This window comes from Micromonospora sp. NPDC005173, assembly GCF_040608515.1.
In the GTDB taxonomy this organism is placed as follows: domain Bacteria; phylum Actinomycetota; class Actinomycetes; order Mycobacteriales; family Micromonosporaceae; genus Micromonospora.
On the sequence record NZ_JBEXIK010000019.1, the window covers coordinates 47,502 to 67,229 of the forward strand.

General features: G+C 75.2%; 14 protein-coding genes and 1 pseudogene. 12 read left to right on the forward strand and 3 right to left on the reverse strand.

Going from position 1 to position 19,728, the window contains the following annotated elements; genetic code table 11:
• The first annotated feature begins 78 nt into the window (after window positions 1-78).
• From cobN to cobA, 12 genes and pseudogenes are all read left to right on the forward strand, one after another.
• Window positions 79-3,747, forward strand: a complete 3,669-nt coding sequence (cobN, locus tag ABZV00_RS21365) for a cobaltochelatase subunit CobN (protein WP_355608831.1) — start codon at window positions 79-81, stop codon at window positions 3,745-3,747.
• A complete protein-coding gene (locus ABZV00_RS21370) occupies window positions 3,744-5,984 on the forward strand; it encodes a magnesium chelatase subunit D family protein (RefSeq protein WP_355608833.1) in 2,241 nt (746 codons plus the stop codon). The genes cobN and ABZV00_RS21370 overlap by 4 nt, the downstream gene beginning before the upstream one ends.
• Window positions 5,984-6,595 (forward strand): cob(I)yrinic acid a,c-diamide adenosyltransferase, encoded by a 612-nt coding sequence (gene cobO, locus ABZV00_RS21375; protein WP_355608835.1) that lies wholly within the window; start codon window positions 5,984-5,986, stop codon window positions 6,593-6,595. The genes ABZV00_RS21370 and cobO overlap by 1 nt, the downstream gene beginning before the upstream one ends.
• Window positions 6,592-7,959 (forward strand): cobyrinate a,c-diamide synthase, encoded by a 1,368-nt coding sequence (locus ABZV00_RS21380; RefSeq protein ID WP_355608838.1) that lies wholly within the window; start codon window positions 6,592-6,594, stop codon window positions 7,957-7,959. Before cobO ends, ABZV00_RS21380 begins: the two co-directional genes overlap by 4 nt.
• Entirely contained in the window at window positions 7,956-8,744 is a 789-nt protein-coding gene (cobI, locus tag ABZV00_RS21385; protein WP_355608841.1) for a precorrin-2 C(20)-methyltransferase, read from the forward strand. Before ABZV00_RS21380 ends, cobI begins: the two co-directional genes overlap by 4 nt.
• Entirely contained in the window at window positions 8,741-9,607 is an 867-nt protein-coding gene (gene cobM / locus ABZV00_RS21390) for a precorrin-4 C(11)-methyltransferase (RefSeq protein WP_355608844.1), read from the forward strand. The genes cobI and cobM overlap by 4 nt, the downstream gene beginning before the upstream one ends.
• A complete protein-coding gene (locus ABZV00_RS21395) occupies window positions 9,604-10,755 on the forward strand; it encodes a cobalt-precorrin-5B (C(1))-methyltransferase (protein WP_355608846.1) in 1,152 nt (383 codons plus the stop codon). Before cobM ends, ABZV00_RS21395 begins: the two co-directional genes overlap by 4 nt.
• Window positions 10,746-11,975: pseudogene (gene cbiE, locus ABZV00_RS21400) on the forward strand (precorrin-6y C5,15-methyltransferase (decarboxylating) subunit CbiE); the annotation flags it as partial. The gene ABZV00_RS21395 and the pseudogene cbiE, both read left to right, overlap by 10 nt.
• Complete coding sequence (cobJ, locus tag ABZV00_RS21405; RefSeq protein ID WP_355608849.1) at window positions 11,963-13,720, forward strand: precorrin-3B C(17)-methyltransferase; 1,758 nt, start codon at window positions 11,963-11,965, stop codon at window positions 13,718-13,720. The pseudogene cbiE and the gene cobJ, both read left to right, overlap by 13 nt.
• Window positions 13,708-13,905, forward strand: a complete 198-nt coding sequence (locus ABZV00_RS21410) for a 4Fe-4S binding protein (protein WP_328416320.1) — start codon at window positions 13,708-13,710, stop codon at window positions 13,903-13,905. Before cobJ ends, ABZV00_RS21410 begins: the two co-directional genes overlap by 13 nt.
• A gap of 88 nt (window positions 13,906-13,993) precedes the next feature.
• Window positions 13,994-14,590: a precorrin-8X methylmutase gene (locus ABZV00_RS21415; RefSeq protein WP_355608852.1), complete on the forward strand. Its 597-nt coding sequence runs from the start codon at window positions 13,994-13,996 to the stop codon at window positions 14,588-14,590.
• Complete coding sequence (gene cobA, locus ABZV00_RS21420; RefSeq protein ID WP_355608854.1) at window positions 14,587-16,257, forward strand: uroporphyrinogen-III C-methyltransferase; 1,671 nt, start codon at window positions 14,587-14,589, stop codon at window positions 16,255-16,257. The genes ABZV00_RS21415 and cobA overlap by 4 nt, the downstream gene beginning before the upstream one ends.
• 3 nt (window positions 16,258-16,260) lie before the next feature.
• On the opposite strand, the gene ABZV00_RS21425 is transcribed toward cobA, so the two are convergent.
• The 3 genes from ABZV00_RS21425 to ABZV00_RS21435 are packed head-to-tail and all read right to left on the reverse strand — an operon-like array spanning window position 16,261 to window position 19,615.
• Window positions 16,261-18,417: an FtsX-like permease family protein gene (locus ABZV00_RS21425; RefSeq protein ID WP_355608856.1), complete on the reverse strand. Its 2,157-nt coding sequence runs from the start codon at window positions 18,415-18,417 to the stop codon at window positions 16,261-16,263.
• Entirely contained in the window at window positions 18,414-19,094 is a 681-nt protein-coding gene (locus ABZV00_RS21430; protein ID WP_328416327.1) for an ABC transporter ATP-binding protein, read from the reverse strand. The genes ABZV00_RS21425 and ABZV00_RS21430 overlap by 4 nt, the downstream gene beginning before the upstream one ends.
• Window positions 19,091-19,615: a PadR family transcriptional regulator gene (locus ABZV00_RS21435; protein WP_355608859.1), complete on the reverse strand. Its 525-nt coding sequence runs from the start codon at window positions 19,613-19,615 to the stop codon at window positions 19,091-19,093. Before ABZV00_RS21435 ends, ABZV00_RS21430 begins: the two co-directional genes overlap by 4 nt.
• Between the last annotated feature and the right edge of the window lie 113 nt (window positions 19,616-19,728).

Here is a 19,728-nt window from a genome sequence, read left to right on the forward strand (position 1 = left end):
ACCGGCTGACGCCGCATCCACCCGCTTCGTCCCGGTCGCCCTCATGGGCGACGGGGACGTCACTCTCCGGAGCCTTCCGTGCGCATCCTGCTGCTCTCCACCGCCGACACCGACCTGCTGGCCGCACGTTCCAGCGATGCCGACTACCGGCTGGCCAACCCCGCGCGGGTCGCCGCCGACGAGGTGCCCGCCCTGCTCGACGGGGCCGACCTCGCCGTCGTACGCCTGCTCGGGGGCCGGCAGGCGTGGCCGGACGGCCTCGCCGCGGTGCTCGCCAGCGGCCTGCCGACGGTCGTGCTCGGCGGCGAGGCGGTGCCCGACGCGGAGCTGATGGCCGTCTCCACCGTGCCGTCCGGGGTGGCCACCCAGGCGCTGGCGTACCTGGTCGAGGGCGGCCCGGAGAACCTGGGCCAGCTGGCCCGGTTCCTCTCCGACACGGTGCTGCTCACCGGCGAGGGCTTCGCCCCGCCCGCGCCCACCCCGGCGTACGGCGTGCACGGCGAGTACCCGGTCGACCCGGACCGGCCCACCGTGGGCATCGTCTTCTACCGGGCGCACACACTGGCCGGCAACACCGGCTTCGTCGACGTGCTGGCCGACGCGGTACGGGCGGCCGGCGGCAACCCGCTACCCATCTTCTGCGGCTCACTGCGCGGCCTGACCGCCGGCGCCGGCCCGCTCGGGCTCTTCGCCCGCTGCGACGCGCTGCTCGTCACGATGCTCGCGGCCGGCGGCGCGGTCGCCGCGGACGCCTCCGGTGGCGGCGATGAGGACGCCTGGGACGTCGGCGCGCTGGCCGCCCTGGACGTGCCGGTCATCCAGGCGCTCTGCCTGACCAGCACCCGCGAGCAGTGGTCCGGCAGCGACGCCGGACTGTCCCCGTTGGACGCCGCGATGCAGGTGGCCATCCCCGAGTTCGACGGCCGGATCGTCACCGTGCCGTTCTCGTTCAAGCGGATCGACGCCGACGGGATCTCGGTCTACGCCGCCGACGAGGAGCGGGCCGCGCGAGTGGCCGACATCGCGGTGCGGCACGCCCGGCTGCGGTACGTGCCCAACGCCGACAAGCGGGTCGCCGTGGTGCTCAGCTCGTACCCCACCAAGCACTCCCGGGTCGGTAACGCCGTCGGGCTGGACACCCCGGTCTCGGCGGTCCGGCTGCTCGCCGCGTTCGCCGACGCCGGCTACCACCTCGGCGACGGCCCGGTGCCCGACGATGGAGACGCGTTGATCCACGCGCTGATTGCCGCCGGGGGTCACGACGTGGAGTGGCTCACCCCGGAGCAGTTGGCCGCCGCCGAGGCCCGGGTGCCCGGGCAGACGTACCGGCGCTGGTTCGAAGGGATTCCGGCCGGGCTGCGCGAGCGGATGCGGGAGCACTGGGGCGAGCCACCCGGCGAGCTGTACACCGACGGCGGGGACATCGTGCTCGCCGGGCTGCGCTTCGGCAACGTGGTGCTGCTGATCCAGCCACCGCGCGGCTTCGGGGAGAATCCGATCGCCATCTACCACGACCCGGACCTGCCGCCCAGCCACCACTACCTGGCCGCGTACCGCTGGCTGGCCGCGCCGGTCGCTGACGGCGGCTTCGGCGCGGACGCCGTGGTGCACCTGGGCAAGCACGGCACCCTGGAATGGCTGCCCGGCAAGGGCCTCGGTCTCGCCGCCGACTGCGCGCCCGACGCGGTCCTCGGCGACCTGCCGCTGGTGTACCCGTTCATCGTCAACGACCCCGGCGAGGGCACCCAGGCCAAGCGGCGGGCGCACGCCGTGGTGATCGACCACCTGGTGCCACCGATGGCCCGCGCCGAGACCTACGGCGACCTGGCCAAGTTGGAGCAGCTACTCGACGAGTACGCCACCGTGCAGGCGCTCGACCCGGCCAAGGTGCCCACCGTGCGGGCGCAGATCTGGGACCTGGTGCGTGCCGCCGAGTTGCACCACGACCTGCACGCCGAGGCGATGCCGGCCGCCGACGACTTCGACGACTTCGTGCTGCACCTCGACGGCTACCTCTGCGAGGTCAAGGACGTGCAGATCCGCGACGGGCTGCACATCCTCGCCGCCGCGCCGACCGGCGAACCCCGGGTCAACCTGGTCCTCGCGGTGCTGCGCGCCCCGCAGATCTGGGGCGGCACCCGTGCCCTGCCCGGCCTGCGGCAGGCTCTCGCCAGCGCGTACGGGCTCGACGAGCAGGAACTGCTCGCGACGCCGGGACAGCGGCTGGCCCTGCCCACCGAGCTGACCGACGTGGTGGACGGACCGGCCGGCACTGCCGCCGACGCCGTCGACCTGATCGAGGCGCTGGCGCGACGGCTGGTCGTCGCGATGGAGACCCTCGACTGGTCCACCGTGGCCGTCGACACGGTGGTCGAGGAGGTGACCGGCCGACCGATCCCGGACGTCGCCGCGGTGCTGCACTTCGCCGCCACCGAGTTGGTGCCCCGGCTGGACCGGACCACCGACGAGCTGACCAACACCCTCGGCGCGCTCGACGGCCGGTTCGTGCCGCCCGGCCCATCCGGTTCACCGACCCGGGGTCTGGTCAACGTGCTGCCCACCGGCCGCAACTTCTACTCCGTCGACCCCAAGGCCATTCCCAGCCGCAACGCCTGGGATGTCGGGGTGGCCCTGGCGGACTCCCTGCTGGCCCGGCACCTCGCCGACACGGGGGCGTACCCCCGCTCGGTGGGGTTGACCGTGTGGGGCACCAGCGCGATGCGGACCCAGGGCGACGACATCGCCGAGGTGCTCGCGTTGCTGGGCTGCCGGCCGGTCTGGGACGACCGGTCGCGGCGGGTCGCCGGCGTCGAGGTGGTGCCGACCGCCGAGCTGGGGCGGCCCCGAGTCGACGTCACCGTGCGCATCTCCGGCTTCTTCCGCGACGCGTTCCCGCACGTGGTGGCGCTGCTCGACGACGCCGTCCGGCGGGTCGCCGCCCTGGAGGAGCCCGAGGCCGAGAACTACGTCCGGGCGCACGTCGCCGCCGACCTCGCCGAACACGGCGACGAGCGGCGGGCCACCGCGCGCATCTTCGGCTCCAAGCCCGGGGCGTACGGCGCCGGGCTGCTGCCGCTGATCGACGCCCGGACCTGGCGCAGCGACGCCGACCTGGCCGAGGTGTACGCGGTCTGGGGCGGCTACGCCTACGGCCGTGGCCTGGACGGCCGGGAGGCGCGCGCCGACATGGAACGCTCGTTCGCCCGGATCGCGGTGGCGGTGAAGAACCAGGACACCCGCGAGCACGACATCGTCGACTCCGACGACTACTTCCAGTACCACGGCGGGATGGTGGCGATGGTCCGCCACCTCACCGGCGCCTCGCCGCAGGCGTACGTGGGCGACTCGGCGATGCCGCACGACGTGCGCACCCGCACCCTGGGCGAGGAGACCCGGCGGGTGTTCCGGGCCCGGGTGGTCAATCCGAAGTGGATCGCCGCCATGCGCCGGCACGGCTACAAGGGCGCCTTCGAGCTGGCCGCCACCGTGGACTACCTGTTCGGCTACGACGCCACCGCCGGCGTGGTCGACGACTGGATGTACGAGCACCTGGCCGCCGCCTACCTCTTCGACGAGACCACCCGGGAGTTCCTGGAGCGGTCCAACCCGTGGGCGCTGCGCGGCATCACCGAGCGGCTGCTGGAGGCCGCCGACCGGGGGCTGTGGGCCAAACCCGAGCCGGCCACCCTCGACCGGCTCCGCGACACGTACCTGGCCAGCGAGGGTGACCTGGAGGACCGCGCATGACCACCTACCCGTTCAGCGCCGTGCTCGGCATGGCCGACATGCGGCTGGCGCTGCTGCTCAACGCGGTGTCCCCGGCGATCGGCGGGGTGCTGGTCCGCGGCGAGAAGGGCACCGCCAAGTCGACCGCCGTACGCGCCCTCGCCGCGCTGCTTCCCCCCGTACCCCGGGTCGAGGGTTGCCGGTTCGGCTGTGACCCGGCCGAGCCCGACCCGGCCTGCCCGGACGGCCCGCACCCGGCCGGCGCCCCCGTCGAGACCCGACCAGCCCGCCTGGTGGAGTTGCCGGTCGGCGCCGCCGAGGACCGGGTGGTCGGCTCGCTGGACCTGGAGAAGGCCCTCGGCGAGGGGGTACGCGCCTTCGAACCGGGCCTGCTCGCCGCCGCGCACCGGGGCGTGCTCTACGTCGACGAGGTCAACTTGCTGCACGACCACCTGGTCGACCTGCTGCTGGACGCTGCGGCGATGGGCCGCAGTCACGTCGAGCGGGAAGGCGTCTCGGTCAGCCACGCCGCCCGGTTCCTGCTGGTCGGCACCATGAACCCGGAGGAGGGGGAGCTGCGCCCGCAGCTGCTCGACCGGTTCGGGCTCACCGTCGAGGTCGGCGCCAGCCGGGACCCGGCGATCCGGGTCGAGGTGGTCCGCCGCCGGCTCGCCGCCGACGCCGACCCGACCGGCTTCGCCGCCCGCTGGGCCGACGCCGACGCCGAGATCGCCAGCCAGGTGGCCGCCGCCCGCCGTCGGCTTCCCGGGGTGCGGCTGCCCGACGCCGCGCTGCGCCAGATCGCCGAGGTGTGCGCCGCGTTCGACGTGGACGGGATGCGCGCCGACATCGTCACGGCCCGTACCGCGCTGGCGCACGCCGCCTGGCACGGCCGGGACCGGGTCACCATCGACGACGTCCGGGTGGCCGCCCGGCTGGCCCTGCCGCACCGGCGCCGCCGCGACCCGTTCGACACCCCCGGGCTGGACGAGAAGCTCCTGGACGAGGCGTTGCAGCGAGCCCAGGACGCGCACCCCGACGACGAACCGGACGACGACGGCCCCGACGACCGGGGGCCGGACGGCGGTGGTGGTCCGCAGGGTGGCGGCGACCCGGACGGGAGCGGCGGTCCGGACGGCGATGGCGGTCCGGACGGACGTGGCCCCGACGGTGCCGACCCTGGTCCGGGCCGGGCCGGTCAGACGGCCGCCGGCGACACCGGCCTCGATGGACGGGCCGATCAGGGTTCCGACGGCGGGCGGCCGCAGCGCGCGTCGGACGACGACGGCTGGAGCGGCCCCGACCAGGACAACGGGCCGCGCGGCGACCGGACCGACGGAGGCGGCGGCGTGGCCAGCGGTGCGGCCGACGGCGACCCGAGCCGGGGCGGGGCGCACGCCAGCGCGGGCGGTCAGCCGATGGCCGTACCCCGGGGTGGGTTGAAGGCGCGGCTGCTCACCGCGCCCGGTGTGGGTGACGGGGTGCCCGGCCGGCGTTCGCGCGCCCGCACCGGCCGGGGCCGCACCACCGGTGCCCGGGTGCCGGCGGGCCGGGTCGGGGCGCTGCACCTGCCGGCCACGGTCCGCGCCGCCGCGCCGCACCAGGCCGCGCGGGGACGGCTGACCGGCCCGCTGCGGCTGCGCCCGGACGACGTACGCGAGGCGGTCCGGGAGGGACGCGAGGGCAACCTGGTGCTGTTCGTGGTGGACGCCAGCGGATCGATGGGCGCCCGGCAGCGGATGACCGCCGTCAAGGACGCGGTGCTGGCCCTGCTCACCGACGCGTACCAGCGGCGGGACAAGGTCGCGGTGATCGCCTTCCGGGACGCGGGCGCGCGGACGCTGCTGCCGGCCACCTCGTCGGTGCTGGCCGCGTCGACCCGGCTGGCCGAGCTGCCCACCGGCGGGCGTACGCCGCTGGCCGAGGGGCTGTTTGCCGCCGCCGACCTGCTGCGGGTGGAGCGCCTGCGGGACCCGAAGCGGCGTCCCCTGGTCCTGGTCGTCACCGACGGCCGGGCCACCGCCGGCCGCCGCCCGCTGGACCGCGCGGCGGGAGCGGCGGCGGTGCTGGCCGCAACCGGCGCCGCCTGCGTCGTCGTCGACTGCGAATCCGGCCCCGTCCGCCTGAACCTGGCCAACCGCCTGGCACTCCAACTGCACGCCCCCCACCGCCGGCTCGACGACGTCGCCGCCAACCCCCTGCGGCATCCCCAAGCCGCAGTCCGCACCACCAGCACGCCAGACAGGAGTGTCGCCTGATGCCGCAGGGGAAGCCGAGCACGGTGCCCGCCGACGGGTTGACCACCCGGCAGCGACGCCACCGGCCGCTGCTGATGGTCCACACCGGACAGATGAAGGGGAAGTCCACCGCCGCCTTCGGGCTGGCCCTGCGGGCGTGGACCGCCGGCCTGCCGGTCGGGGTGTTCCAGTTCGTCAAGAGCGCCAAGTGGCGGGTGGGGGAGGAGAACGCCTTCCGGGCGCTCGGCGAGGTGCACGACCGTACCGGCCAGGGCGCACCGGTGGCCTGGCACAAGATGGGCGAGGGCTGGTCCTGGATCCAGCGCGGCGCCGACGCCGACCATGCCGCCGACGCCCTGGAGGGCTGGCGGCAGATCCAGCGCGACCTGGCCGCCGAGCGCTACGGGCTGTACGTGCTGGACGAGTTCACCTACCCGATGAAGTGGGGCTGGGTGGACGTCGACGAGGTGGTGGCCACCCTGGCCGACCGGCCCGGCTTCCAGCATGTGGTGATCACCGGCCGGGACGCCGACCCGCGGCTGGTGGCCGCCGCCGACCTGGTGGCCGAGCTGACCAAGGTCAAGCACCCGATGGACGCCGGCCAGAAGGGCCAGAAGGGCATCGAGTGGTGAGCGTCGGGGTCGCCGCAGAGCCGTGGCCGCTGCCCCGGGTGGTGGTCGCCGCGCCGGCCAGCGGTCACGGCAAGACCACCGTGGCCACCGGGCTGCTCGCCGCGCTGCGCCGCCGTGGCCTGACGGTCAGCCCGCACAAGGTCGGCCCGGACTACATCGACCCCGGCTACCACGCGCTCGCCGCCGGGCGGCCCGGCCGCAACCTCGACCCGTTCCTGGTGGGCCCGGAGCTGATCGCCCCGCTGCTGCGCCACGGCGCCACCGTTCCGAGGCCCGCCGACGTGGCCGTGGTGGAGGGCGTGATGGGTCTGCACGACGGCGCTGTCGGTCGCCGCGACTACGCCTCCACCGCGCACGTGGCCCGGCTGATCGAGGCACCCGTCCTGCTGGTGCTGGACACCACCGCGCAGGGCCGCTCCGCCGCCGCGTTGACGCTGGGCATGGCCGCCTTCGACCCGGCCGTACGGATCGGCGGGGTGATCCTCAACCGGGTCGGCTCGCCCCGACACGAGACGCTGCTGCGCGACGCGCTGGCCGAGGTGGGCGTACCGGTGCTCGGGGCGGTCACCCGGGCCGCCGAGGTGGCCGCCCCGGCCCGGCACCTGGGGCTGGTCCCGGTCGCCGAGCGGGCACCCGAGTCCCTCGCGATCGTCACCGCCCTCGCCGAGTTGGTCGAGTCCACCGTGGACCTCGACGCGGTGCTCGCCCTGGCCCGGACCGCCCCGGCACTGACCGCCCCGGCCTGGGACCCGGTCGCCGCCGTCGGCGGGCCGGCCGGCTCGGAGCGACCGCGCGTCGCGCTCGCCGGTGGTCCGGCCTTCACCTTCTCGTACGCGGAGACCGCCGAACTGCTCGCCGCGTCCGGCGCGGACGTCGTCACCGTCGACCCGCTGCGCGATCCGGCGCTGCCCGCCAGCACCCGTGCGGTGGTGGTCGGCGGCGGCTTCCCCGAGGCGTACGCGGAGGCGCTGGCCGGCAACGCCGCGCTCCGCACCGAGCTGGCCGCCTTCGACGGGCCGATCGTGGCCGAGTGCGCCGGGCTGCTCTACCTCGGGCGGTCCCTGGACGGCGTACCCATGTGCGGCCGGCTGGACCTGACCGCCCGGATGACCGGCCGGCTCACCCTCGGCTACCGGGAGGCGGTGGCCGTCACCGACTCCCCGGTGGCCCGGGCCGGCGAGCCGGTACGCGGTCACGAGTTCCACCGCACCACCACCGACCCGGTGCACGGCGACCGGCCGGCGTGGCGCTGGGACGGCGCGCAGCATGGCTTCGTCGCCGGCCGGGTGCACGCCTCCTACCTGCACACCCACTGGGCCGGTCACCCCGGCGCCGCCCGCCGCCTGGTCGAGGCGTGCCGGTGACCGCCGCCGTTCGTCCCGCCGCCGCGCACGCAGGCTCGGCCGACGCCACGTTGACCGGGGTCGGTGTCGGACCCGGCGACCCGGAACTGCTCACCGTCAAGGCGGTGCGGGTGCTGCGCGAGGCCGACCGGGTCTTCGTACCCGTGATGGCGGACCGACCCGACCCGGACGCCGCAGCCGGGCGGGCCGAGCGGACCGTGCGGGAGTACGTGGCGGCGGACCGGCTGCGCCGGCTGCCGTTCGCCCTGGACGACCGGGGCGGGGTGACCGCCCGCCGGACGGCGGCCTGGGACGACGCCGCGCGCGCCGTGGTCGACGCCATCGACAGGGGCGCGCGGTCGCTGGCCTTCGCCACCATCGGCGACCCGAACGTCTACTCCACCTTCGGCTACCTGGCGCAGAGCGTCCGGGCGCTGCGCCCGGCGGTGCGGGTGGCGACCGTGCCCGGTGTCACCGCCATGCAGGAGCTGGCCGCGCACAGTGGCACCCCGCTCTGCGAGGGACGCGAGCCGCTGACCCTGCTGCCGGCAACCGCCGGGCTGGCGCTCTTCGCCGACGCGCTGGCCGGGCCGGGCACCGTGGTCGCCTACAAGGGCTGGCGGCGGCACCCGGAACTGCTCGCCGAGCTGCGCCGACAGGGCCGGCTCGCCGACGCCGTGCTCGGGCGCAGCCTGGGGCTGCCCGATGAACGCATCGGCCCGGTCGACGACCCCGAGCACGACCTGCCGTACCTGTCGACGCTGCTGGTCCCGGCCCGCCGCGAGCACCGAGGAGGAAAGCTGTGACCACCGACGGCAAGGTGTGGTTCGTCGGGGCCGGCCCCGGGGCGGCGGACCTGCTGACCCTGCGGGCCGCCCGGGTGATCGCCGAGGCGGACATCGTGATCTGGGCGGCCAGCCTGGTGCACGCCGACGTGCTCGGTCACGCCCGGTCCGGGGCCGAGATCGTCGACTCCTCGCAGCTGCCCATCGAGGGGGTGCTCCCGCTCTACCAGCGGGCCGCCGAGGACGGGCTGACCGTGGCCCGGATCCACTCCGGCGACCCGGCACTGTGGGGCGCGGTGCAGGAGCAGCTGGACGCCTGCAGGGCGCTCGGCCTGGCCGTCGAGATCGTGCCCGGGGTCTCCTCGTTCACCGCCGTCGCGGCGATCGTCGGGCGGGAGCTGACCGTCCCCGAGGTGGCCCAGTCGGTGATCCTCACCCGGCTGGAGGGTGGCAAGACCCCGATGCCGCCCGGCGAGCGGGTCCGCGACTTCGCCCGGCACGGCACCACCATGGCGCTGTTCCTCTCCGCCGCCCGCTCCGGGCAGGTGCAGACCGAGCTGCTGGCCGGCGGCTACCCGGCGGACACCCCGGCTGTGGTGGCGTACCAGGCAACCTGGCCGGACGAGCTGGTGGTGCGCTGCACGGTCGGCACCCTGGAGGCCACGGTCAAGCAGCACCGGCTGTGGAAGCACACGCTCTTTCTGGTCGGCCCGGCGTTGGCCGCCGAGGGCACCCGGTCGCACCTGTACCACCCCGGGCACTTCCACACCTTCCGTCGGGCCGAACCGGCCGCCCGCGCCGAACTCCGCCGCCAGGCGGGCGCCCGTACCGGCGGGGCGGTCCAGGATGGCGGCGAGCCGGCCACACCGGGCCACCCACTGTGACGTACGCCGAGCCGCCGCTGCGCGAGCCGGACCTGCCGCGGACCGCGAAGGTCCGGCCCACCGCGCTGCGCACCGGCTGGACCACCGGCGCCTGCGCGACGGCGGCGGCCAAGGCCGCGGTCACCGCGCTGGTCACCGGCGCGGCCCAGCCGGAGGTGGAGATCGGCCTGCCCGCCGGGCGGCGGGTGCGCTTCCCGGTGGCCCGCTGCGAGGTGACCGGCACCCCGCCGGCCCGGGCCGAGGCGGTGGTGGTCAAGGACGCCGGCGACGACCCGGACGTCACCCATGGCGCCGAGCTGACCGCCACCGTGGACTGGGCTGACGCACCCGGGCTGCTACTGGCCGGCGGCTCCGGCGTCGGCACGGTCACCAAGCCGGGTCTCGGGCTCGCGGTCGGCGGCCCGGCGATCAACGACACCCCACGCCGGATGATCAGCGAGGCGGTGGCCGAGGTGGTCGACCTCACCGAGGTCGGCGTCCGCGTGGTGATCAGCGTGCCCCGGGGCGAGATCTTGGCTCGCAAGACCACCAACCGGCGGCTCGGCATCCTCGGCGGCATCTCGATTCTCGGCACCACCGGGATCGTCCGACCCTTCTCCACCGCCTCCTGGCGGGCCAGCGTCGTGCAGGCCGTGCACGTGATGGCCGCGCAGGGCGAGCGGACCGTGGTGCTCTGCACCGGCGGGCGTACCGAACGGGCCGCCCGCGCGCTGCTGCCCGAACTGCCCGAGGTGTGCTTCGTCGAGGTCGGCGACTTCACCGGCGCCGCGGTCACCGCCGCCGTGGGCGACGCGATGACCGGGGTGGTCTTCGTCGGCATGGCCGGCAAGCTGGCCAAACTCGCCGCCGGCATCCTGATGACCCACTACACCCGCTCCAAAGTGGACCTCTCGCTGCTCGGCGCGGTGACCGCCGAGGCCGGCGGTGACCCGGCACTGGTCGACGAGGTGACCCAGGCGAACACCGGCCGGCACGCGTACGAGCTGTGGGAAGCCGCCGGGCTGCTCGCCCCGGCCGGCGACCTGCTCTGCCAGCGGGTCGGCCAGGTGCTGCAGCGCTTCGCCGGGCCGACGGTCACCGTGGACGTGGCGATGGTCGACTTCGCCGGCGCGCGGGTGGTCGCCTCGTCGGGCCGGTGGGACCGGTGACCCCGGTGACCGTGATCGGTCTGGACGCGGCCGGCGCCCCGCCGCACCCCGCGCTCGCGCCGGCGCTGGCCGCCGCCGCTCTGGTGGTCGGGGCCGCCCGGCACCTGGCGGCGGTGCCCGTACCGTCCGGCGCGGCCACCGTAGCCCTCGGCCCGCTCGCCCCGGCCGTGCGGCGACTGGCCGATGCCGTCGCCGCCGGGGTGCCGGCCGTGGTGCTGGCCAGCGGGGATCCCGGCCTGTTCGGCATCGTCCGGCGGCTGCGCGCGGCCGGGCTGCCGCTGCGGGTGGTGCCGGCGGTGTCCAGTGTGGCCGCCGCGTTCGCCCGCGCCGGACTGCCCTGGGACGGCGCTGCCGTCGTCACCGCGCACGGCCGTGACCCGCGACCGGCGCTGAACGCCTGCCGGGCGCTGCCGCTGGTCGCCGTGCTCACCGCGCCGGGTGCCGGCGCCGCCGAGCTGGGCGCCGCGCTGGCCGGCTGGTCGCGCCGCCTGGTGGTCGCCGAACACCTGGGCACCGACGCCGAACGAATCCGCGAGGTGACCCCCGAGCAGGCCGCCGCCGAGACGTTTTCCGACCCGCACGTGCTGCTCAGCCTCGCCACCACCGCCCCGGCCGACCTCGGCGGGATGCGGTGGGACAACCAGCCCGCCGCCACGCCGGGCGGCGGCTGGGCACTGCCGGAGACGCGGTACGCCCACCGCGACTCGATGATCACCAAGTCGGAGGTACGCGCCCTCGTCATCGCCCGGCTGCGCCCCCGGCTGGGCCGGCTGGTCTGGGACATCGGCGCGGGCAGCGGCTCGGTGGGCATCGAGTGTGCGCTGCTCGGCGCGGCCGTGCTCGCCGTCGAGCAGGACCCCCGGGCCGGCGAGACGATCCGGGCCAACGCCGCCGCGCACGCCGTCGACGTCCGGTTGGTCGTCGGGCGTGCCCCGACGGTGCTGGCCGGCCTGCCCGAGCCCGACGCGGTCTTCGTCGGTGGCGGCGGCGCCGACGTCCTCGCCGCCGTGGCGGCCCGCCGACCCGACCGGGTGGTGCTCACCCTGGCCGCCCTGGACCGGGTCGCGCCGGCCGTCGGCCTGCTGCGCACCGCCGGCTACACGGTCGAGGGCAGTCAGCTCTCCGCCGCCCGCCTCGCCGACCTGCCCGGCGGGTCGATCCGCCTCGCGGCCACCAACCCGGTGGTCGTCCTCACCGGGGAGCGCCCGTGCACAACCTGACCTCGCACACCCGGATCGGGCTGGTCGCGGCCACCGCCGCCGGCCAACGGCACGCCCAGACCGTCGCCACCGCCTGGCCACACGCCCGGCTGGTCGAGGGGGAGAGCGTCGCCGACGCGCTGCGTACCGCGTGGGGGCGGTGCGACGCCGTGGTCGCCTTCCTGGCCACCGGCGCGGTGGTGCGGATCCTCGCCCCGCTGCTCGGCGACAAGCGCACCGACCCGGCCGTGGTGGTCGTCGACGAGGCGGCCCGGCACGCGGTGGCGCTGCTGGGCGGGCACGCCGGTGGCGGCAACGACCTCGCCGAGCAGGTCGGCGCGCTGCTGGACGCCCGGCCGGTGGTCACCACCGCCACCGACGCGGTCGGGCTGCCGGGGCTGGACACCCTCGGCTGGCCGGTGCAGGGCGCCGTCGCCGCCGTGTCCCGGGCCATCCTGGACGGCGAGCCGGTCCGGCTGATCGCCGACGCCGCCTGGCCGCTGCCCGCCCTGCCACCGAACGTCCAACCACAGCCCGCCACCGCCGAGAGCGGCGAGGGCGGCACCGCCGACGCGGCGGATGACGGGTACCGGCTGCTGGTCACCGACCGGGTGGTGCCGCTTGACGAGCGGACCGCGGTGCTGCGCCCCCCGTCACTGGTCGCCGGGGTCGGCGCCAGCCGGGGCGTACCGGCCGCCGAAGTGGCGGAGCTGTTGCACCGGGTGCTGGCCGAGGCCGGCCTCAGCCCGGCCAGCCTGCGCTGCCTGGCCAGCGCCGACGTCAAGGCCGACGAGGCGGGCATCCGGAGCACCGCCGACGCGCTGGGCGTACCCCTGGTGACCTGGCCGGCGGCGCGGCTGGCGGCGGTTGAAGTGCCGCACCCCAGCGAGGTGGTCCGCGCCGCGGTCGGCACGCCGAGCGTGGCGGAGGCCGCCGCGCTGCTCGGCACTTCCGGCCGCCCGGGAGACGCCGCGCTGCTGGTGCCGAAGACCGCGACGGCGATGGCCACCGTGGCGGTGACCCGGCACGCGCCGCGTGGCCGGCTGGCCGTCGTCGGGCTCGGCCCCGGCGCCGCCGACCTGCGCACCCCGCGTGCGGTAGCCGAGCTGCGCCGGGCCGCCGTGGTGGTCGGCCTCGACCAGTACCTCGACCAGGTCCGCGACCTGCTCCGCCCGGGCACCCGCGTGCTGTCCAGCGGGCTCGGCGCGGAGGAGGCACGGGCCCGCGCCGCCGTCGCCGAGGCCGCCGCCGGCCACGCGGTCGCGCTGGTCGGGTCCGGCGACGCCGGGGTGTACGCGATGGCCAGCCCCGCCCTGGAGTACGCCGACGAGCGGATCGACGTGGTCGGCGTCCCCGGGGTGACCGCCGCACTGGCCGCCGGCGCGCTGCTCGGCGCCCCGCTCGGCCACGATCACGCCTACCTGAGCCTGTCGGACCTGCACACCCCATGGGAGGTCATCGAGCGGCGGGTGACCGCGGCGGCCGAGGGTGACTTCGTGACGCTGTTCTACAACCCGCGCAGCCGCAACCGGGACTGGCAGCTCGGCGCGGCGCTCACGATCCTCGGCAAACACCGCCCCCCGGACACGCCGGTCGGGGTGGTGCGCAACGCCAGCCGCCCCGGCGAACGCGTGCACCTGGCCACCCTGGCCACCCTCGACCCGGCCGTGGTCGACATGTACAGCGTCGTGGTCGTCGGCAGCAGCGACACCCGGCTGGTCGCCGGCCGCATGGTCACGCCCCGGGGGTACCGATGGCGATCGTGACCATCGGCGCGTGCCAGGGCTGCGGCGCCTGCCTGCTCACCTGCCCCACGCACGCGATCCGGCCGGTCGCCGGCGGTCTGACGGTCCGCGCCGACCGCTGCACCGGCTGCCTGGAGTGCCTGGAGATCTGCCCGGTGGACGCGATCCGCGTCGCCGATCCCGACGAACGTGGAGGAGTCCGATGAGTTCGACCGTGGTCAGCACCGCGCCCCCGGTTGGCTGGGGGAACCGGTTCGGTGTCGTCCGGTCGGCTGCCGGTGTGGGGGAGCGGCGGTGAGCCGGGTGGTGCACCCCATCGAGGCGGAGTCGTACCGCATCCTGCGCGACCGGGTCGACCTGTCCCACCTGCCGCCGCTGAGCCGGGCGGTGACCGAGCGGGTGGTGCACGCCAGCGCCGACCTGGCGTACGTCGACGAGCTGGTCTGCGACGAGCCGGCCCTGGAGTCGGGGCTGGCCGCGCTGCGCGCCGGCGTGCCGGTGGTCACCGACGTGGCGATGGTCGCCGCCGGCATCACCCGAGCCGGCCTGGAGCTGGTCTGCCCGGTCGCCGAGCCGGCCGCTGCCGAGCTGGGCCGGACGGCCGGGATCACCCGCTCGGCGGCGGCCGTGCGGATCGCACTCGACCGGGTCGGGCCCGGCGCGGTCTGGGTGGTCGGCTGCGCGCCCACCGCACTGGTCGAACTGCTCATCCTGGACGCCGCGCCGGCGCTGGTCGTCGGCCTGCCGGTCGGGTTCGTGGGGGCAGCCGAGTCCAAGGCCGCGCTGCGGGCCAGCGGCCTGCCCGGGGTGTCCAACGTGGGGGAGAAGGGCGGTTCGGCGGTCGCCGCCGCCGCCCTCAACGCCCTGCTCTATGTCGAGGAGATGCCATGACCGGGTTGGTCATCGTCGGGCACGGCACGCGCAGCGTGGCCGGGGTCGACCAGTTCGCCGCGTTGGTCGAGCGGGTCCGTCGGCGCGGCGTCGTCGGTGATGTGGAGGGCGGCTTCATCGAGCTGTCCCGCCCGCCGCTGACCGACGCGGTCGGCGCGCTCGTCGCGCGCGGACACCGGGCGTTGGTGGCGCTGCCGCTGGTGCTCACCGCCGCCGGGCACGGCAAGGGCGACATCCCCGCCGCGATGGGACGCGAGCAGGAGCGTCATCCCGGGCTGAGCTACCGCTACGGCCGTCCGCTCGGGCCGCACCCGCTGCTGCACGACGCCCTCGAACAGCGGATCGACGCGGCGCTGGCCGGAGCGGATCGGGCCGGCACGGCGCTGACTGGTGCGGACCGGGCCGACACGTGGGTCGCGCTGATCGGCCGGGGTTCCACCGATCCGGACGCCAACGCCGAGGTGGCCAAGGTGGCCCGGCTGCTCTGGGAGGGGCGTGGCTACGCCGGCGTGGAGCCAGGGTTCATCTCGCTGGCCGAGCCGTCGGTGCCGGGGGTGCTGGACCGGCTGCGTCGGCTCGGCGCGCGGCGGATCGTGGTCGCGCCGTACTTCCTGTTCGCCGGGGTGCTGCCGGCCCGGATCGTCGCCCAGTCCGCGGAGTTCGCCGCCGCTCACCCCGAGCTGGACGTGCGGGTCGCCGACCTGATCGGCGACTGCGACGCGCTGGCCGACCTGGTGCTGGAGCGGTACACCGAGGCGCTGGGCGGAGACATCCGGATGAACTGTGACACCTGCGCGTACCGGGTACTGATGCCCGGCTTCGCCGACAAGGTGGGCCGCCCGCAACGCCCGCACGACCACCCCGACGACCCGGTCGGCGGCCACCACCACCACGGGCACGGGCACGGGCACGGGCACGACCAGCACGACCACGGATCGGTCGCGGTGGTTGGCGGCGGCCCGGGACCCGACGACCTGATCACGGTACGCGGCAAGGCGCTGCTCGACGCGGCGGACGTGGTGGTGGTCGACCGCCTGGCCCCGCAGGGGCTGCTCGCCGGGCTGCGCCCCGACGTGCTGGTCGTCGACGCCGCCAAGGTGCCCCGTGGACCGTCGATGGACCAGGAGGCGATCAACGCGGCTCTGGTGACGCACGCCCGCGCCGGCCGGCGGGTGGTCCGGCTCAAGGGCGGCGACCCGTACGTGTTCGGTCGCGGCCACGAGGAGGTGCAGGCCTGCGCGGCGGCCGGCGTGCCGGTGACCGTCGTCCCCGGGGTGAGCAGCGCGTTCGCCGCGGCGGCGCTGGCCGGTGTGCCGGTGACCCATCGCGGGGTCGCGCACGACGTCACGGTGGTCTCCGGGCATCTGCCGCCCGGGCACCCCGATTCGCTGGTGGACTGGGCGGCGCTGGGCCGGGCCCGCGGCACGCTGGTGCTGCTGATGGCGGTGGACACCATCGCCAAGATCGCCGCCGCGCTGGTCGAACACGGCCGTGCCCCGGACACGTCGGTGCTCGCCGTGCAGGACGCCGGCCAGCCTGACCAGCGTGCGGTGCCGGCCCGACTCGACGAGATCGGCGCTGTCGCCGCCCGGGAGGGCATCGGCCCGCCCGCCGTCTTCGTCCTCGGCCCGGTGGTCGACGTCGCGACCACCGGGCCGACGGCCTGACGACTATTCGCTGCGGGCGGTCTCCGGTCCGGTGATGCGTTCCAGCAGCGGCAGGGTGGAGGCGATGACGCCGAGGCAGGTGGCCAACCCGACGACGACGATCACGTAGAAGCGCGGCTCGGGCACGATGAGCGTGTAGTCCATCTGGGCCCGAAGGAACAGGTGGGCAGCGAGGAGGCCCATCCCGATGGCCACTGCGGCGACGGCGAGCATCGGTACGGCGCTTTCCAGCGCGACCACCCTGCGCAGGACCTGTACCGGTGCGCCGCTGAGGCGCAGCAGGCTGAACGGGCGCCTGCGCTCGGTGAGACCGCCGATCACACTGACCGCGAGGCTGCAACCGGCGAGCGCGAGGCTGGCGATGATGATGACGTTGGCCAGTTGTTCCCAGCCGCGCAGCGTGTTGGCAAAGCCCGACTCGAAGTCGCCGGGCACGTTCGGTGCCACCCGGAAGGTCGGGAAGGCGGCCTCGAGGACGGTGCGCGAGCGCTCGACGGCGGCGGCGGAACCGTCCGTGCCGACGACGATCGACAGCACCGGCAGCCTCTGGAGATCGCCGAGCGGGACCGACGCGGTCTGCCAGACCCTCGTGGGCGACGCCGATTCCCGGAAGGGGATGAAGCCCATCGCGACCTCGGCGACGCCTGCGCCGTCGGCGCACCGGCCGTACGCGCTCGGGAGGTCGGTGCACGCGATCAGCCCGGGCTCGCTGGCGCTCAGCCTGTCCGGGTTCTCGCGTACCGTGGCCGCGAACCGTACGCCGCTGGTCGAACGCAGTTCGGAGAACAGCGCGTCGGGCACCGATGGTGCCTCCCTGCCGAAGTCCATGGACACGGTGCCCGCCTCGGTCGAGCCGATCGGCGCCGGCCCGCGGTTGGCGACGATCGTGGTGATCACGCCGACGGCCACGCTCGTGACGAAGAGCGCGACCATGATGCCGCTGATCGCCCGGAAGCCGGCCTTCGGGTTGTCGGCGAGGCGTCGCGCGGCGATGAGAGTGGCGGGGCGGCCGGCGTACCGGGCCATGACCCGGGCGCCGACCATCGTCAACCACGGGCCGGCGAGGACCAGGCCGGCCATGATGAGCAGCAGGCCGGGCAGGAACACCGCGGTCTGGCCGTCGGAGGTCTCGGGCCGGTAGCCGATGGCGAAGAACAGCACAGCGACGCCGAAGAGGATCGGGATCAGCCGGTATGCACGCGGTGCGCGTGGGGTGACCCGACGGGTGACGCCGAGCGGCGAGATTCGCACGCGGCGCAGCGAGACCTGGGCTGCCACCGCCGCGCCGGCCGGGACGCCGAGCGCCACGAGCAGCACGTCCAGCACGCCCAGCGACATGTCGCTGGGAAAGAACGGCATGCCGGTGAACGGGATGCCCGCCATCGGGCCGCGCAACGCGTAGAACAGCACGAAGCCGAGGGCGGTGCCGGCGACGGCCGCGGCGGTCGCCTCCACCGCGGCGACCATCGAGATCTGTTTCGGTGTCGCGCCGACCAGGCGCATCGCGGCGAAGCGCTGCTCCCGGCGGGCTGCGCTGAGCCGGGTGGCGGTGCCGATGAAGATCAGCACCGGAAACAGCAGCCCACCGGCGATCACGCCCAGGATGAGGTTCACCGTCGTCTCGGGGATTGCGGGAGTGTCGCCGACGCTGGTGACCTGCCTGGCGAGGGGCAGCCCGGCGACCTCGTCCTGGGTGCCACCCATGATGACGAGCAGGGTGTCCGGTGAGGTCAGTGCGGCCGGGCCGACGGTGCCGAGGTCACGTCCCGGGTAGCGGTCGTCCAGTTGGTCGGCCGGCTGAGCGGCCAGCAGTTCGCGCAACGCGGGCGAGACGTAGTACTCCCCGGGGCCAGGGGTGGCAGGGATGCCGAGCGGGGTGGGCGCACTGTGTCCGCTGGCTGCCACGTCGATTCGGATGATCTGCTTGCCGTGGAAGTAGTCCTCCCGGGTCGACCACCACAGGGGATCGACGTCGCCGCCCGTCGAGGCGCTGGGATACACCGATGCGGACCGGGTGAGCTGCGCATTGACGGCGTTGACCCCGGCCAGGGTGGTCAGCAGCAGTCCGCTGCCGACCGCGACGGCGGCGGCGATGAGGGCCAGGCGGGTGAGCGCCTCGCGGCCGCCGGCCACGGCGAGGCGGAGCCCGAAGCCGATCATGAGGCGATCCTGTCCGGCGCGTTCACGCGCCCGTCGCGGACCATGACCTCACGGTCGGCGTACGCGGCGATCCTGGGCTCGTGGGTGACCAGGATGACCGTGGTGCCCTGCTCGCGGGCGGCGCTGACCAGCAGGTCCATGACCTGCTCGCCGGTGAGCGAGTCGAGCGCGCCGGTCGGCTCGTCGGCGAAGAGCACCTGCGGCTCGGCGACCAGGCCGCGGGCGAGGGCGACGCGTTGCGCCTGCCCACCGGACAGCTCACCCGACCGCCGCTGCTCCAGGCCGTCCAGGCCGAGGCGCTCGAACCAGGTGTGCGCCCTGCGCAGCGCCTGCGTCCGGCGCACGCCGCTGAGCAGCAGCGGCAGGGCGACGTTCTCCACGGCGGTCAGCTCGGGGACGAGCTGGCCGAACTGGAACACGAAGCCGAAGCGGTCCCGGCGCAGGCTGCTGCGCTCGGTCTCGGCCATGGCGTCGACCCGGGCACCGTCGAAGAGGATCTCGCCGGAGTCGGGCACGAGGATGCCGGCCAGGCAGTGCAACAGGGTGGACTTGCCCGAGCCGCTGGGCCCCATGACGGCGAGGATCTCGCCCGCGTCCACGGCGACGCTGGCGCCGCGCAGTGCGGGGGTCTGACCGAAGGAGAACTCCACGTTGCGTGCTTCGATCACGACGCTCACGGCCGCACCTCCTTCTTCAGGGCGTCCAGTCGGGCGCCGGTCATCTCGATCCACCGGAGGTCCGCCTCCAAGTGGTACAGGCCGTGGTCGGCGAGCAGCGCGTCGACCAGGTTGCCGGTGCGCTTGACCTCGGTGAGCTCGCGCATCCGCCGCAGGTGCGCGCTGCGCTGCGTGTCGAGGTATTCGTCGGCCGGACGATCCAGCATCAGCGCGAGCACGACCTTCGCGAAGAGCACGGTCTGCAGGTGTGGCTCCGGCTCGACCGGCTGGGTCAGCCACTGCTCGACCTCGGTCGCGCCGACGTCGGTGATGATGTAGCGCTTGCGGTCGGGGCCCGAGCCGGGGGCGACGTCGCTGATCACCACCTTCCCGTCCCGGGCCAGGCGGCTGAGGGTGGAGTAGACCTGGCCGAATGGCAGCGGTTTGCCCCGCCCGAAGAAGGCGTCGTAGTCGCGCTTCAGGTCGTAGCCGTGGCTGGGCTCCCGTTCGAGGAGGCCGAGAAGTGTCAGTGGCACGCTCATGCCAGGACAATACACCGGGGGTATACCTCGCGTATATATCCTCGGTATCTTGTGAGCGGCCAGCCGATCAGGGCGTGGGCGCTGACGGGTGTCGGGGTGGGGCGGGGTTTCCC

Bases quoted from the DNA above. Each gene is read 5' to 3' on its own strand.
- ABZV00_RS21435 (WP_355608859.1), bottom strand. From the start codon at position 19,615: ATGAGCGTGCCACTGACACTTCTCGGCCTCCTCGAACGGGAGCCCAGC.
- ABZV00_RS21370 (WP_355608833.1), top strand. From the start codon at position 3,744: ATGACCACCTACCCGTTCAGCGCCGTGCTCGGCATGGCCGACATGCGG.
- ABZV00_RS21425 (WP_355608856.1), bottom strand. From the start codon at position 18,417: ATGATCGGCTTCGGGCTCCGCCTCGCCGTGGCCGGCGGCCGCGAGGCG.
- ABZV00_RS21410 (WP_328416320.1), top strand. From the start codon at position 13,708: ATGGCGATCGTGACCATCGGCGCGTGCCAGGGCTGCGGCGCCTGCCTG.
- cobO (WP_355608835.1), top strand. From the start codon at position 5,984: ATGCCGCAGGGGAAGCCGAGCACGGTGCCCGCCGACGGGTTGACCACC.
- cobA (WP_355608854.1), top strand. From the start codon at position 14,587: ATGACCGGGTTGGTCATCGTCGGGCACGGCACGCGCAGCGTGGCCGGG.